The organism is Burkholderia sp. MSMB1588, assembly GCF_001546925.1.
Lineage (GTDB): Bacteria > Pseudomonadota > Gammaproteobacteria > Burkholderiales > Burkholderiaceae > Burkholderia > Burkholderia humptydooensis.
Genome location: NZ_LNJS01000002.1, coordinates 164849 through 178610, shown reverse-complemented (window position 1 = coordinate 178610; position 13762 = coordinate 164849). Strand labels below are relative to the sequence as shown.

Sequence of the window (13762 nt, the reverse complement as noted above, 5' to 3'; positions counted from 1 at the left end):
GACGGTGCACGAACCTATCAGAGAAATGTATGGGCCGAATTATAGCGGGTTCGGTTTTGGCCCGAATCTCGTTCGAATGGCCGACCAACAAAAAACGGCGTGTTTCACGTGAAACACGCCGTTCAGTCAGAGCTGGCGAAGCCGCCGCTAAACCGCTTTCTTCGCGAGCCCGAGGTAGGTTTCGATTACCCGGGGATTCTGCGCAAGCTCGCCCGCCGGGCCTTCCAGCGCAACCTCACCGGTCTCCAGCACATACCCATAGTCCGAAATCTGCAACGCCGCTCGAGCGTTTTGCTCGATCAGCAGCGTCGCGACGCCGGTTCCACGCAGCGCGCTGATGATATGAAAAATCTCCTTCACGATCAGCGGCGCAAGCCCGAGGCTCGGTTCGTCGAACATCAGCAAATCGGGTTTGCCCATCAGCGCGCGCCCGACAGCCAGCATCTGCCGCTCACCGCCCGATAGCGTCCCCGCCGCCTGCTTGCGCCGCTCCTTCAGCCGCGGGAACAGCGAGAAAACCGGCTCGAGCTGGTCCAGGAAGTTCGCGTCGCCGGCCATCTTCCGCCGGTACGCCCCCAAAACAAGGTTGTCCTCAACCGACATCGTACCGAACAGCTCACGCTTTTCGGGCACGAGGCACATGCCGAGCGCGACGCGCTGCTCGATCGGCAACGCGCCCACGTCGTCGCCGCGATAGCGGACCATACCGGCCGCGTGGCCATTGGTCGGCAACGCCCCCATCACCGCATTGAGCAGCGTCGACTTTCCCGCCCCGTTCGGGCCGATCACTGTGACGATCCTCCCCGCTTCGACCGTCAGCGCCGCGCGATGCAGCGCCTCGACCTTGCCGTAGCGCACCGACAGATCCCTCACCGCCAGAATTGGCGTCATCTCCCGATCCGTCATCACTCCACCCCGCCGAGATAAGCTTCCAGCACTGCCGGGTCCTTCTGCACATCCTGCGGCAGACCTTCGGCGATTCGCGTGCCAAATTCCATCACTACCAGCCGGTCGGTCAGATTCATTACGAAGTCCATGTCGTGCTCGACGAGCAGCACACTCATGCCTTCCGCCTTTAGCTTGCGCAATAGTTCGGCCAACTGCTGCTTTTCCTGATAACGCAGGCCGGCCGCAGGTTCGTCAAGCAGCAACAATGTCGGATCGCTGCACAGCGCACGGGCGATCTCGAGAATCCGCTGCTGGCCGAGCGCAAGACTGCCTGTCTCGTCATACATGTGCGCATCGAGGCCGACGCGCCGAATCTGCTTCGCCGCTTCCGCCATCAGCCGCGTTTCCTCATGCGCGTTCAGCCGGACGATACTGCGCCAGATGCCAGCCGAGCCGCGCAGATGCGCGCCGATCGCGACGTTTTCCAGCACGGTCATTCCAGGCAGCAGCCTCACGTGCTGGAATGTGCGGCCGATACCCCGCTTCACGATTTCACGTGAAACAAGTTCGTCGATCCGCTCGCCGCGGAACGTGATTGCGCCGCTCGTCGGCTGCAGCATGCCGGTCACGAGATTGAACGTCGTCGACTTGCCCGCGCCGTTCGGGCCGATCAGGCCGACGATCTGCCCGGCCAGCACGCCGAAGCTCACGTCGTTCACCGCGACGAGCCCGCCGAACTGCTTGCGCACGTTGTCGACGACGAGCAGCGCCTCGCCTGCCTGCGGCCGGGCGCGCTGCGGCAGCGGCTCCGCCTGGTCCGGCGCCCGGGCGGCGGGCTCGCGCGGAAAGAGCTTCGCGACGAAAGGCCAGACGCCCTGCCGCGCGTACTGCAACAGCAACACCATCAGCACACCGAACACGATGATCTCGAAGTTGCCTTCCGCGCCGAGCAGCTTCGGCAACAGCGTTTGCAGATAATCCTGCAGCACGGTGACGATCGCAGCGCCGAGCAACGCGCCCCATACGTGCGCGACGCCGCCTACCACCGCCATGAACAGGAACTCGATCCCATGATTGAGCCCGAACGGCGTCGGATTCACCGCACGCTGCAGATGCGCGTACAGAAAGCCCGAAATCGACGCGAGCACCGCCGCATGGACGAAGATCGCCACTCGCATCCATCCGGTGTTCACGCCCATCGCCTCGGCCATCAGGCTGCCGCCGCGCAGCGCGCGAATCGCGCGGCCGGGCCTGCTATTAAGCAGATTCTGAACAGACACAACCGCCGCGAGCACGACGATCCAGATCAGGTAATAGAGACTGCGTCCTGTATCCAACGCTTGACCGAACACGGCAAGCGCGGGAATGCCGTTGATTCCGTCGTATTTGCCGAGCCAGTCGAGATTGCCGAACAGGAAGAACAGCGCGAGCCCCCACGCGATCGTTCCAAGCGGCAGGAAGTGTCCGGAGAGGCGCATCGTGACGGCGCCCAGCACGAGCGCGACAAGCGCCGTCAGCACGACGCCCGCGATCAGTCCGAGCCACGGCGACGCGCCGTGCGCCGTCGTCAGATAGGCGGTCGCGTACGCGCCGATACCGACGAACGCCGCCTGCCCGAAGCTCGTCATCCCGCCGATTCCAGTCAACAACACGAGCCCGACCGCGACGATCGCATAGAGCCCGATGTAGTTCAGCAGCGTGATCCAGTACTCGGGCACGCGCGCCGCGCCAGGCAACGCCGGCAGCGCGAACAGCACGACGAGGAACAGCCAGAACGCCTTGTTGCGCAAGATCGCTTTCATCGCGTCACGCCTCCTCATCTTCCGTTTGCGGCGCCGCAAGGCTGCGCCACAGCAGCACCGGTACGATCAGCGTGAAAACGATCACCTCCTTGTACGCGCTCGCCCAGAACGACGAATACGACTCCAGCACGCCGACGAGAAGCGATCCGGCCGCGGCCAGCGGATAGCTGACGAGCCCGCCGATGATCGCGCCGACAAAGCCTTTCAGGCCGATCAGGAAGCCGGAATCGTAGTAGATCGTCGTCAGCGGCCCGACCAGCACGCCCGACAACGCACCGAGCCCGGCCGCGAGCGTGAACGCGAGCCGCCCGGCCTCGGTCGTGCCGATGCCGACGAGCTGCGCGCCGAGACGGTTCACCGATGTCGCACGCAGCGCCTTGCCGGGCAGCGTGCGCTCGAAAACCAGATAGAGCCCGGCGATCAGCACGAGCGCGGTGCCGACCACCCAGACACCCTGCATCGAAATCGACAGGCTGCCGAGCGCGAGCGACGCGTCCGAGAACGCGGCCGTGCGCGAGCCCTCCGCGCCGAACATGACGAGGCCGAGCCCGACCAACACGAAATGCACGGCAACCGATACGATCAGCAACAGCAGCGTCGTGCCTTCGGCGATCGGCTGATACGCGAGCCGGTAGATGAATGGCCCGAGCGGCACGACGATCGCGAGCGTGAGCGCGATCTGCGCAATCATCGGCAACGGCTGCGCGGCAACGCTTCTCGTCACCGCGTAGATCGCAAGCGGCAGCAGCACATAGCGGCTCGCGAGCGTCGTCAGCGTGCGGGCGAGCCGGTGACGACGCGTGCGATACCGGATCAGCCCGCCCACTTCGAGCACGAAGCAAGCGATGCCCGCAACGAACAGCAGCCAGCAGGTTGCCGGAAACTTCTGCGCCTGTAGCGCGGCCAGCGTCAGCGCGCCGTAGGTGACGAATTCGCCCTGGGGGATGAAGATCACGCGCGTGACGGAAAAAACGAGCACGAGCGCGAGCGACAGCAGCGCGTAGATCGCGCCCGTCGTGATGCCGTCCTGCGCGAGAATTGCCGCGATGGAGAAATCCATGTGGTTTCTTCGGTTGAGAATGCGTCGACGGAAAAAACGGAAATATGGCCTGCGGGGCGTGGCCGTCGTGAAACGGCCCGGCGCGGGGCGCGCGCGCGATGCATCGCACGCGCCCTATCAGCCGACGCTCAATCGGCCTGCAGCTTCCACTTGTCGCCGACGATCTGCACGATCACGCGCGCGCGCGTATCGAAGCCGTTGTGATCCGCCGGCGTCGTGTTGATCACGCCGTGCGACACCGGCAGGTCCTTCACGTTCTCGAGCGCGCTGCGCAGCGCCTCGTGGAACGCCGGCGTGCCGGGCTGCGCCTTCTTCAGCGCGTCCGGAATCGCGCGCTGGAGCATCAGCCCCGCGTCCCATACATGACCGCCGAACGTCGACACCGCGCCCGCGCCATACGCCTTCTCATACGCGGCTTTATACGCGAGCGCCGGCTGCTTCGCCGGACTCGAATCGGGCAATTGATCGGCGACGAGTACGGGCCCCGCCGGCAGCAGCTCGCCGTCGCAGTCCTTGCCGCACACGCGCAGGAAATCGTTGTTCGCGACGCCGTGCGTCTGATAGACCTTGCCCGTGTAGCCGCGCTCCTTCAGCGTCTTCGCGGGCAGCGCCGCAGGCGTGCCCGCACCCGCGATCAGCACCGCGTCGGGACGCGCGCCCAGCGTCTTCAGCACCTGACCCGTCACCGACGCGTCGGTGCGGTTGTAGCGCTCGTTCGCGACGATCTTGAGCCCATTCGCCGCCGCGGCCGCGCTGAACACGTCATACCAGCCGTCGCCGTACGCGTCCGCGAAACCGATGAAGCCGACCGTCTTCACGCTGTGCTTCGCCATGTAGCCGGCGAGCGCATCAGCCATCAGGCGATCGTTTTGCGGCGTCTTGAACACCCAGGCGCGTTTTGCGTCCATCGGCGCAATGATGTGCGCGCCCGCGGCGAGCGAAATTGTCGGCGTCTTGCCCTGCGCGACGACGTCGATCATCGCGAGCGCGTTCGGCGTGATCGACGAGCCGACGATCGCGTCGACATGATCCTCGTCGATCAGCTTGCGCGCGTTCTGCACCGCGCGACTCGTGTCCGACGCGTCGTCGAGCACGATGTACTCGACGCGCTTGCCGCCGATCTCCTTCGGCAGCAGCGCGACCGTGTTCTTCTCGGGGATGCCGAGCGACGCGGCGGCGCCTGTCGCTGACACCGTGACGCCGATCTTCACCTGCGCCGACGCGAGCCCGGCGGTACATAAGCAGCCGGCCGCGAGCGCGGCCTCGATCCATCGATTCATTTTCATTGTGTGTCTCCAAACGCTGCGCGAAACGCGATCGAGCAGCCGTTGCAACACGGCGCACCGATCGAACCTGCGCGCCGCCGCGGCCGGTTTCACGTGCAACGGTGACCCGGCGCGGGGCGCGTTCTTCTTGCTGTTGCGCTCCCCTGCGCGTGCGCATCGCACGCGCCCTCGCCACGCTTTACCCTCGGCCCCGCGCAAGCCTGCGCTCCGCGCCGACGATCCCGGCCATCATGCGAGCGGTTCGTCGAGGCCAACGCGCCCGCCGAACGACGTGCGCGACACGTTGCGAGCCGCGGGCACGCCAGACGCGCCGCGCGTCGACGCAACCGGAACCGCTCGCGCCAAAAGCGGCGCGGCACCGCGCGCATGCTCGCCGAGCGTCGGCATCTTGCCGGCGTCGTATGCACCTTCACGCGCGCGCTTGAATGCCGGCTCGAACGGCTTGCTGAAATTTGAATCGTGAAGAAACTGATCGTCGATAAGGATCGGGCCAGGGAGCCGACGCGTGCCGTTGCAGCCCTCCCCGCATACACGCAGGAAACCGTTGATCGTGATGCCTTGCGCGCGCGGCTGAACCTCGCCCGCGTCGCCGCGCACCCGCGGCGTGTCCAGTGTCTTGCGTGGCAGCGCGCTGCGGAATTCCGTCAGCGAGTTCAAGTTGCGCGCCTCGTTGAAACCAACGAACGCAACCGTCTTCATGTCGCGCATCGCGAAGCCGTGCCTGGCGATCGCGCTCGATAGCGGAATATCGTTTTGCCCTGCTTCGACGCCCCAGGCGCGCTTCGCATCGAACGGCCCGGCGCCCAAAGCAGCTACCGCCGACGAAATCGCCCGAACCGGCAACCGCGCGGCAATGCCGGCCAGCGCGAACGAACACAGGGAGACGGAGACGGTCGAGCCGATCCGCACATCGGCTTGATTTTCGCCCGCGAGCTTGTGGGCGTTGCTTGCTGCGTGCGTCGAATCGGCCGCATCGCCGAGAGCGACCGAGCCCGCTGCCCGCCCGCCGGTTTCGCTCGGCGGCAGCGCGATCGCATTCGTTTCGCAGAGGCCTGGCGGCGCAGCGAAGCAAGCGGCGGAAGCTGTGGACCAGGCGGCGAGATCGATCCGGGCGGCCGCGAACGCGACGCCCGAAACGGCCGCCCATGCGGTCGCCGCACCGATTCCCCAAAACCGCCACGCCCCTATCATCGAGTTCGTCTCCGTGTCTCGCGCTCGGCCAATCCCTGACCAACGGGTCGGGGAACGGCGAGTGTAGCGGACGCGTTGCGCGTGCGACAACCGGGTTAGCCCGCAGCAGCATGGGCCAGCCGATGCAAGCGAGCGGCCATCGAAGGCGGCGTGACGAACGGCTTCAACGAAGACGGCCTGGTGCGCGGCCGCGAACGCGCAAATAAAAAGCGCTGTTGGAATGAATCCAACAGCGCTTTGGGTCGGGCACTCTGTGCCTCGAATGTCTCCTCGTTCTCCACCTGCAAATTCGTTTCGCGGTGCATCAGAACTGAAACGAAGGTTAATGCAAGCTCGCCGGGCGCGACAACCTAGCATTTACCCCTATGGTGCATCGCCGCACGAAATTGGGGCATATCATCGGCCACGTCGAGCCGGACTGAGCCGGACCTAGCCTGGCATTCGCCGTGCGCATTGCATCGGATTCCCAACGATCATTGCGCACCGCACGATCGCCCAGGCCGGGTCGCTCACGACGCCCGCAGCAGCCGCACCCGCGCGATCGCCTCGCCGACGATTCCACGCCGGAACGCGAGCACGCATGCGATGAAGATGAGGCCCGTGACGATCGTCGCGGATTCGCCGAGCGAGCGAAACCAGTCGATGTGCGTGACCGATGCGAGCCAGCCGCCGATGTCGCCCAGCCGATCTTCGAGCGCGACGATCAACGCCGCGCCGACGAGCGGGCCGAACAGCGTGCCCATGCCGCCCACGAGCGTCATCAGCACGACGAGGCCCGACATCGTCCAGTACGCGTCGCTCAGCGTCTCGAAGCCGAGCACGACGACCTTCAGCGCGCCGGCGAGCCCCGCGAGCGCAGCCGACAGGATGAACGCGAGCAGCTTGAAGCGATCGGTATCGTAGCCGAGCGACGTCGCGCGCGGCTCATTCTCCTTGATCGCGACGAGCACCTGCCCGAACGGCGAATGCACGATGCGCACGATGAAGAAGCACGCGCACGCGACGACGCCGAGCACGACGTAATAAAGCGCGAGATCCGACGACAGATCGACGAGCCCGAACAGCCGCCCGCGCGGCACGCCCTGCAGGCCGTCCTCGCCGTGCGTGAACGGCGCTTGCAGATAGATGAAGTACACCATCTGCGCGAACGCGAGCGTGATCATCGCGAAATAAATGCCCTGCCGCCGGATCGCGAACAGGCCGACGACGAGGCCGAGCAGCGTCGCCGCCGCGATGCCGGCCAGCACGCCGAGTTCGGGCGTCGCGCCGAGCGACTGCATCGCGTAGCCCGTCACGTAGCCCGCGGTCGCGAGAAACATCGCGTGGCCGAACGACAACAGGCCCGTGAAGCCGATCAGCAGGTTGAACGCGGCCGCGAAGAGCGCGAAGCACAGCACCTTCATCACGAACACCGGATACGCACCGACGAACGGCGCGACGAGCAGGCCGGCCAGCAGCAGCCCGTAGAGCGCTTTTCTCTGCATCATCTTTCCTTGCCGAATAAACCTGCCGGGCGAATCAGCAGCACGACCGCCATGATCACGAAGACGACCGTCGCCGATGCTTCCGGATAGAACACGCGCGTCAAGCCCTCGATCACGCCGAGCATCAGGCCCGTCACGATCGAGCCGAGAATCGAGCCCATGCCGCCGATCACGACGACCGCGAACACGGTGATGATCATCGGCTGCCCCATCAGCGGCGACACCTGGATCACGGGCGCCGCGAGCACGCCGGCGAACGCGGCAAGCGCGACGCCGAAGCCGTAGGTCAGCGTGACCATCATCGGCACGTTGACGCCGAACGCCTCGACGAGCTTCGGATTCTCGGTGCCCGCGCGCAGGTACGCGCCAAGCCGTGTCTTCTCGATCACGAACCACGTCGCGAGACACACCGCGAGCGACGCGACGACCACCCACGCGCGATAGTTCGGCAGGAACATGAAGCCGACGTTGGTCGCGCCCGCGAGCAGCTCGGGCACGTCGTACGGTTGCCCGGACGAGCCGTAGATCGCGCGGAACACGCCTTCGACGACGAGCGTGAGCCCGAACGTCAGCAGCAGCCCGTACAGGTGATCGAGCTTGTAGAGCCAGCGCAGCATCGAGCGCTCGATCAGGATCCCGAACAGACCGACGACGACGGGCGCGAGCACGAGCATCGCCCAGTACGGCAGGCCGAGATACGTGAGCCCCATCCATGCGAGCATCGCGCCCAGCATGAAGAGCGCCCCGTGCGCGAAGTTGATCACGTTGAGCAGCCCGAATATCACCGCGAGCCCGAGGCTCAGGATCGCGTAGAACGAGCCGTTGACGAGTCCGAGCAACAACTGGCTCAGCATCGCCGACATCGGAATGCCGAAGATGTCCATCGAATCTGCCGTCAGTCAGTATCAGGTCAAAATCGTTGCGCATGCAACCAAATGGGCGCGACGGCCGCGTTCGGGCGCGCCGTCGCGCGTGCATTCGCCGCGCGCCGCGGCGTGCGCGGCGCCGGCATGACGCGGCGTCACTTCCAGAGCGCGCAGCGCGTCTCCTGCTTCGTCGTGAACGCCTGCTCGCCCGGAATCGTCGCGACGACCTTGTAGTAGTCCCACGGCTCCTTCGATTCGGACGGTTTCTTCACTTCCATCAGATACATGTCGTGAATCATGCTGCCGTCCGTGCGGATGTAGCCCTTCGCGAAGAAGTCGTCGATCTTCATCTTCTTGAGCTGCGCCATCACCTTGTCGGAATCGGTCGAGCCCGCCGCCTGCACCGCCTTCAGGTAGGTCGTCACCGACGAATAATCGGCCGCCTGCAGGCTTGACGGCATCTTCTTCATCTTCGCGAAATAGCGCTGCGCCCACTGCCGCGACGCCGGATCGCGATTCCAGTACCAACTGTCCGTCAGCACGAGGCCCTGCGTCGTCTCGAGGCCGAGCGCGTGGACGTCGTTGATGAACATCAGCAGCGCGGCGAGCTTCATCGTCTTCGTGATGCCGAATTCCTTCGCCGCCTTGATCGCGTTCACCGTGTCGCCGCCCGCGTTCGCGAGGCCGAGGATCTGCGCCTTCGACGATTGCGCCTGCAACAGGAACGAGGAGAAGTCCGACGCCGACAGCGGGTGCCGCACTTCGCCGAGCACCTTGCCGCCGTTCGCCTTGACGACGTCCGCAGTGTTCTTCTCGAGCGCCTTGCCGAACGCGTAATCGGCGGTCAGGAAGAACCACGTCTTGCCGCCCTGCTTCACCACCGCCGAGCCCGTGCCCTTCGCGAGCGCCATCGTGTCGTACGCGTAGTGGACCGTGTACGGCGTGCACTGCTCGTTCGTCAGCGTGTCCGCGCCCGCGCCGATGTTGATGTAGACCTTCTTCTTCTCGGCCGCGACCTGGTTCATCGACAGCGCGGTCGCCGAGTTCGTGCCGCCGACGAGCAGATCGAGCCCGCCGCGGTCCATCCATTCGCGCGCCTTCGACGCGGCGATGTCCGCCTTGTTCTGGTGATCGGCGTACACGACCTCGATCGGCTTGCCGTTGACCTTGCCGCCGAAGTCGGCCACCGCCATCTTGATCGCCTCGAGGCCGCCCTGCCCGTCGATGTCGGCGTAGAGGCCAGACATATCGGTGATGAAGCCGATCTTCACGGTGTCCGCGGCCTGCGCGGCGCCGACCGACCACGCGGCGGCGGCGGCGAGACAGGCGTGCGCAAGGGTCTTCACTTTCATTGGCGTCTCCTGGTGTAGTGCGTTGTGGTTGTCAGGTTATGTACATCGGGGGACCGGCAAAGCGGCGCTATACGCCGAGCAGATCGTGCAGCACAGGCATCTTCCCTTCGAGCTCGGTCGCGCCGAAATGCTCGACGATGCGGCCGTGCTCCATCACGTAGAAGCGATCCGCGAGCGGCGCCGCGAAACGGAAATTCTGCTCGACCATCACGATCGTGTAGCCGCGCGCCTTCAGCGTGACGATCATTTTCGCGAGCGCCTGCACGATCACGGGCGCGAGGCCCTCGGAGATTTCGTCGAGCAACAGCAGGTTCGCGCCCGTGCGCAGGACCCGCGCAACCGCGAGCATCTGCTGCTCGCCGCCCGACAGCCGCGTGCCCTGGCTGCTGCGCCGCGACGCGAGATTCGGGAACATCTCGTAAATGTCCTCGAGCGACATCGCGCTCTTGCGATCGCCGAGCACGGGCGGCAGCAGCAGGTTCTCTTCGCACGACAGGCTCGAGAAGATCCCGCGCTCCTCCGGGCAATAGCCGACGCCGTAATGCGCGATCTTGTGCGTCGGCAGATCGATCGTCTCGTGGCCCGCAATCCTGATCGAGCCCTGGCGACGGCCCGTGAGACCCATGATCGCGCGCAGCGTCGTCGTGCGGCCCGCACCGTTGCGGCCGAGCAGCGTGACGACCTCGCCGCGGTGCACGGTCAGATCGACGCCGTGCAGGATGTGCGATTCGCCGTACCACGCTTCGAGCCCCGCGATCGCGAGCGCGGGCGTGCCGCTTTCGACGCTGTTCAACTCGCGCTCTTCCCGTTCGCTGTGGTTCATGCGTGCGCCCCCGCGAGGGCCGCGTCCGCGCTGCCCATGTACGCCTCGACGACGAGCGGATTCTTCGACACCTCCGCATACGTGCCTTCCGCGAGCACTTCGCCACGCTGCAGGACGGTGATCGTATCGGAGATGCCCGCGATCACGTTCATGTTGTGCTCGACCATCAGGATCGTGCGGCCGTTCGCGACCTTCTTGATGAGCGCCGTCACGCGGTCGACGTCCTCGTGGCCCATGCCCTGCGTCGGCTCGTCGAGCAGCATCAGCTCGGGCTCCATCGCGAGCGTCGTCGCGATCTCGAGCGCGCGCTTGCGGCCGTAGGCGAGCTCGACCGTCGGCACGTGCGCGAAATCGGAAAGGCCGACCTGCGTGAGCAGATCCATTGCGCGATCGTCGAGACGCTTGAGCGAGCGCTCGCTGCGCCAGAAATGAAACGCGGTGCCGAGCGAGCGCTGCAGGCCGATGCGCACGTTCTGCAACGCGCTCAGATGCGGAAACACCGCGGAGATCTGGAACGACCGGATCACGCCGCGCCGCGCGATCTGCGCGGGGCGCTCGTCGGTGATGTCGATGCCGTTGTAGACGATCTGGCCCGACGTCGGCTTCAGGAATTTAGTCAGGAGATTGAAACAAGTGGTCTTGCCGGCGCCGTTCGGTCCGATCAGCGCATGAATCGAACCGCGCCGCACGCGCAGGTTCACGCCGCTGACCGCGGTGAAGCCCTTGAATTCCTTCGTGAGTCCGCGTGTTTCGAGAATCGTGTCGCCGAGAATCATGTTCCCTTCCTACGAAGTGAGGCGAAGCGCTGAGAGATCTCGCGCAAGCGGCCACGATGCATTCAGCGGATGAGAGGCTGCCCCCGAGCTTTGTATCTTTGCGCCGAGGCCGGTCTCCTCGCGCAAGTCGCAGATTCAGACTGCGTGTCATTGTCGCGCCGTTGGTGCAGTGCATTCATCGGGATTTGCACTTATAGGGCGCGACAGCCGCGAGCATTTTTTACTCGGTTTTTTTGTTTTGTAGATCAATGCGCTCGCTTATTCGCGCACTGCGGTCCGGTTCGCGCGGAATCGTTTCCGACCGCGCGCAAACCCTGGCGCCACATGCATTTTTTTGCGCGGGCGGCGAAAAGGCCCACGACGAAAAACGCGTTCCGGTACAAATCGGAAAACCGCCGTCGCGATCGAGTACGCACAAGATCGCTCGCTTCGCTTTTGGGTTAACCCTCGGCTGTTTTTGATTCCGATTCTTTGCCGATTCTTTCAACGGATCGTGTCACTTTTACGTCGGCAGCGCTGCCTCGCCACGCGCGGCCACGCCGTGCTCCGGCGCGCCGCGGCGATCCGCGCGAATCATGTCGCTCGCCCGCTCGGCGATCATCAGCGTCGGCGAGTTCGTGTTGCCCGACGTGATCCTCGGCATCACCGATGCATCGACGATCCGCAGCCCCGTCACGCCGCGCACGCGCAGGCGGCTGTCGACGACCGCGTCCGGATCGTCCGCGCGCCCCATCCGGCACGTGCCGACCGGATGGAAGATCGTCGTGCCGACCGCGCCCGCCGCGGCGATCAGCTCCGCCTCGCTCAGATACTGGGCGCCCGGCAGGATTTCTTCGGGCGCATAGCGTGCGAGCGCGGGCGCCGAGGCGATCCGGCGCGTCAGGCGCAGCGCATTCGCCGCGACGTGCCGATCGTGATCGGTCGACAGATAGTTCGGCGCGATCGACGGCGCGCGCGCCGGGTCCGGCGACACCGCATGAATGCTGCCGCGCGACGTCGGCCGCAGATGGCAGACCGACGCGGTGAATGCGTTGAAGCGATGCAGCGGCTCGCCGAAGCGCTCGAGCGACAGCGGCTGCACGTGATATTCGAGATCGGGCCGCGTGAGCGCCGGATCGTTCGGATCCGATTTCGCAAACGCGCCCAGTTGCGACGGCGCCATCGACATCGGCCCGCGCCGCATCAGCGCGTACTGCGCGCCGATCCACAGCTTGCCCCACCAGTGCGCGGACAGCGTGTTCAGCGTGCGCACGCCGCGCACGCGAAACGCCATCCGCAACTGCAAGTGATCCTGAAGGTTTTCGCCGACGCCGCGCACGTCCGCGACGACGCCGATGCCGAGCGCCTGCAGCCGGCCGCCGTCGCCGATGCCGGACAATTCGAGCAACTGCGGCGAATTCACCGCGCCCGACGCAACCAGCACTTCCGCGCGCACACGCGCGACGAACGGCGCGCCGCCGACGAGATACTCGACCCCCGCGCAGCGCTTGCCGTCGAACAAGAGCCGCTCGGCTTGCGCGCCGGTGATCACGGTGAGATTCGGCCGCGCGAGCGCGGGGCGCAGGAACGCCTTCGACGCGTTCCAGCGGATGCCGCGCTTCTGATTGACCTCGAAATAGCCGACGCCCGTGTTGTCGCCGCGGTTGAAATCGTCGGTGGCCGGAATGCCCGTCTGCTGCGCGGCCTGCGAGAACGCCTCGAGGATCTCCCAGCGCAGCCGCTGCTTCTCGACGCGCCACATGCCGCCCGCGCCGTGCATGTCGGTCGCGCCCGCGTGGTGATCCTCGCTGCGCCTGAAGATCGGCAGCACGCTGTCCCACGACCAGCCCGCGTCGCCCGTCGCGCGCGCCCAGTCGTCGTAATCGCCGCGCTGGCCGCGCATGTAGATCATCCCGTTGATCGACGACGAGCCGCCCAGCACGCGCCCGCGCGGATACGACAGCGCGCGGCCGTTCAGGCCCGCTTCGGGCTCGGTCTTGTAGAGCCAGTCGGTGCGCGGATTGCCGATGCAGTACAGATAGCCGACCGGGATGTGGATCCAGTGATAGTCGTCCTTGCCGCCGGCTTCGAGCAGCAGCACGGTCACGTCCGGGTCTTCGGTGAGCCGGTTCGCGAGCACGCAGCCGGCCGTGCCGGCGCCGACGATCACATAATCGAATTCGCCTTCGAGCGTACGTTCGGTAGCCACGGTCTGCCGTCTCCTCAATTCGGGTGCGGCGGTCTCTCTCGCGGAC

The 13762-nt window shown here is 65.7% G+C and carries 11 protein-coding genes; all 11 read right to left on the bottom strand.

Annotation, left to right across the window (positions count from 1 at the left end; all coding sequences use genetic code 11):
* Window positions 1–147 precede the first annotated feature (147 nt).
* Window positions 148–906 carry an ABC transporter ATP-binding protein gene (locus WS92_RS29070; RefSeq protein WP_059933139.1) on the bottom strand — a complete coding sequence of 253 codons (759 nt, stop codon included), beginning with the start codon at window positions 904–906 and terminating at the stop codon, window positions 148–150.
* A complete protein-coding gene (locus tag WS92_RS29065; RefSeq protein WP_059933137.1) occupies window positions 906–2690 on the bottom strand; it encodes a branched-chain amino acid ABC transporter ATP-binding protein/permease in 1785 nt (594 codons plus the stop codon). Before WS92_RS29065 ends, WS92_RS29070 begins: the two co-directional genes overlap by 1 nt.
* Before the next feature lie 4 nt (window positions 2691–2694).
* Window positions 2695–3750 (bottom strand): branched-chain amino acid ABC transporter permease, encoded by a 1056-nt coding sequence (locus tag WS92_RS29060; RefSeq protein WP_059933135.1) that lies wholly within the window; start codon window positions 3748–3750, stop codon window positions 2695–2697.
* A gap of 128 nt (window positions 3751–3878) precedes the next feature.
* Window positions 3879–5036, bottom strand: coding sequence for an ABC transporter substrate-binding protein (locus WS92_RS29055; RefSeq protein ID WP_009914034.1), 1158 nt, complete (start codon window positions 5034–5036; stop codon window positions 3879–3881).
* A gap of 228 nt (window positions 5037–5264) precedes the next feature.
* Window positions 5265–6317 carry a type 1 periplasmic-binding domain-containing protein gene (locus WS92_RS29050; RefSeq protein ID WP_231755966.1) on the bottom strand — a complete coding sequence of 351 codons (1053 nt, stop codon included), beginning with the start codon at window positions 6315–6317 and terminating at the stop codon, window positions 5265–5267.
* Between the two features lie 419 nt (window positions 6318–6736).
* On the bottom strand, window positions 6737–7711 hold the full coding sequence (locus WS92_RS29045) for a branched-chain amino acid ABC transporter permease (RefSeq protein WP_015600354.1): 975 nt from the start codon (window positions 7709–7711) through the stop codon (window positions 6737–6739).
* Window positions 7711–8595, bottom strand: coding sequence for a branched-chain amino acid ABC transporter permease (locus tag WS92_RS29040; protein WP_009914036.1), 885 nt, complete (start codon window positions 8593–8595; stop codon window positions 7711–7713). The genes WS92_RS29045 and WS92_RS29040 overlap by 1 nt, the downstream gene beginning before the upstream one ends.
* Window positions 8596–8732: 137 nt before the next feature.
* Window positions 8733–9929, bottom strand: coding sequence for a beta-hydroxybutyrate-binding protein (locus WS92_RS29035; protein WP_006023953.1), 1197 nt, complete (start codon window positions 9927–9929; stop codon window positions 8733–8735).
* A 67-nt stretch (window positions 9930–9996) separates the two neighbouring features.
* Window positions 9997–10752 (bottom strand): ABC transporter ATP-binding protein, encoded by a 756-nt coding sequence (locus WS92_RS29030; RefSeq protein ID WP_015601083.1) that lies wholly within the window; start codon window positions 10750–10752, stop codon window positions 9997–9999.
* Window positions 10749–11528 (bottom strand): ABC transporter ATP-binding protein, encoded by a 780-nt coding sequence (locus WS92_RS29025; protein ID WP_006023955.1) that lies wholly within the window; start codon window positions 11526–11528, stop codon window positions 10749–10751. The genes WS92_RS29030 and WS92_RS29025 overlap by 4 nt, the downstream gene beginning before the upstream one ends.
* 502 nt (window positions 11529–12030) lie before the next feature.
* Window positions 12031–13716, bottom strand: coding sequence for a GMC family oxidoreductase (locus WS92_RS29020; protein ID WP_059933132.1), 1686 nt, complete (start codon window positions 13714–13716; stop codon window positions 12031–12033).
* Window positions 13717–13762 lie beyond the last annotated feature (46 nt).

Excerpts from the sequence above, each read along its gene's own strand:
- WS92_RS29035 (WP_006023953.1), bottom strand. The coding sequence starts at position 9,929 with ATGAAAGTGAAGACCCTTGCGCACGCCTGTCTCGCCGCCGCCGCCGCG.
- WS92_RS29025 (WP_006023955.1), bottom strand. The coding sequence starts at position 11,528 with ATGATTCTCGGCGACACGATTCTCGAAACACGCGGACTCACGAAGGAA.
- WS92_RS29030 (WP_015601083.1), bottom strand. The coding sequence starts at position 10,752 with ATGAACCACAGCGAACGGGAAGAGCGCGAGTTGAACAGCGTCGAAAGC.
- WS92_RS29055 (WP_009914034.1), bottom strand. The coding sequence starts at position 5,036 with ATGAAAATGAATCGATGGATCGAGGCCGCGCTCGCGGCCGGCTGCTTA.
- WS92_RS29040 (WP_009914036.1), bottom strand. The coding sequence starts at position 8,595 with ATGGACATCTTCGGCATTCCGATGTCGGCGATGCTGAGCCAGTTGTTG.
- WS92_RS29045 (WP_015600354.1), bottom strand. The coding sequence starts at position 7,711 with ATGCAGAGAAAAGCGCTCTACGGGCTGCTGCTGGCCGGCCTGCTCGTC.
- WS92_RS29060 (WP_059933135.1), bottom strand. The coding sequence starts at position 3,750 with ATGGATTTCTCCATCGCGGCAATTCTCGCGCAGGACGGCATCACGACG.
- WS92_RS29065 (WP_059933137.1), bottom strand. The coding sequence starts at position 2,690 with ATGAAAGCGATCTTGCGCAACAAGGCGTTCTGGCTGTTCCTCGTCGTG.
- WS92_RS29070 (WP_059933139.1), bottom strand. The coding sequence starts at position 906 with ATGACGGATCGGGAGATGACGCCAATTCTGGCGGTGAGGGATCTGTCG.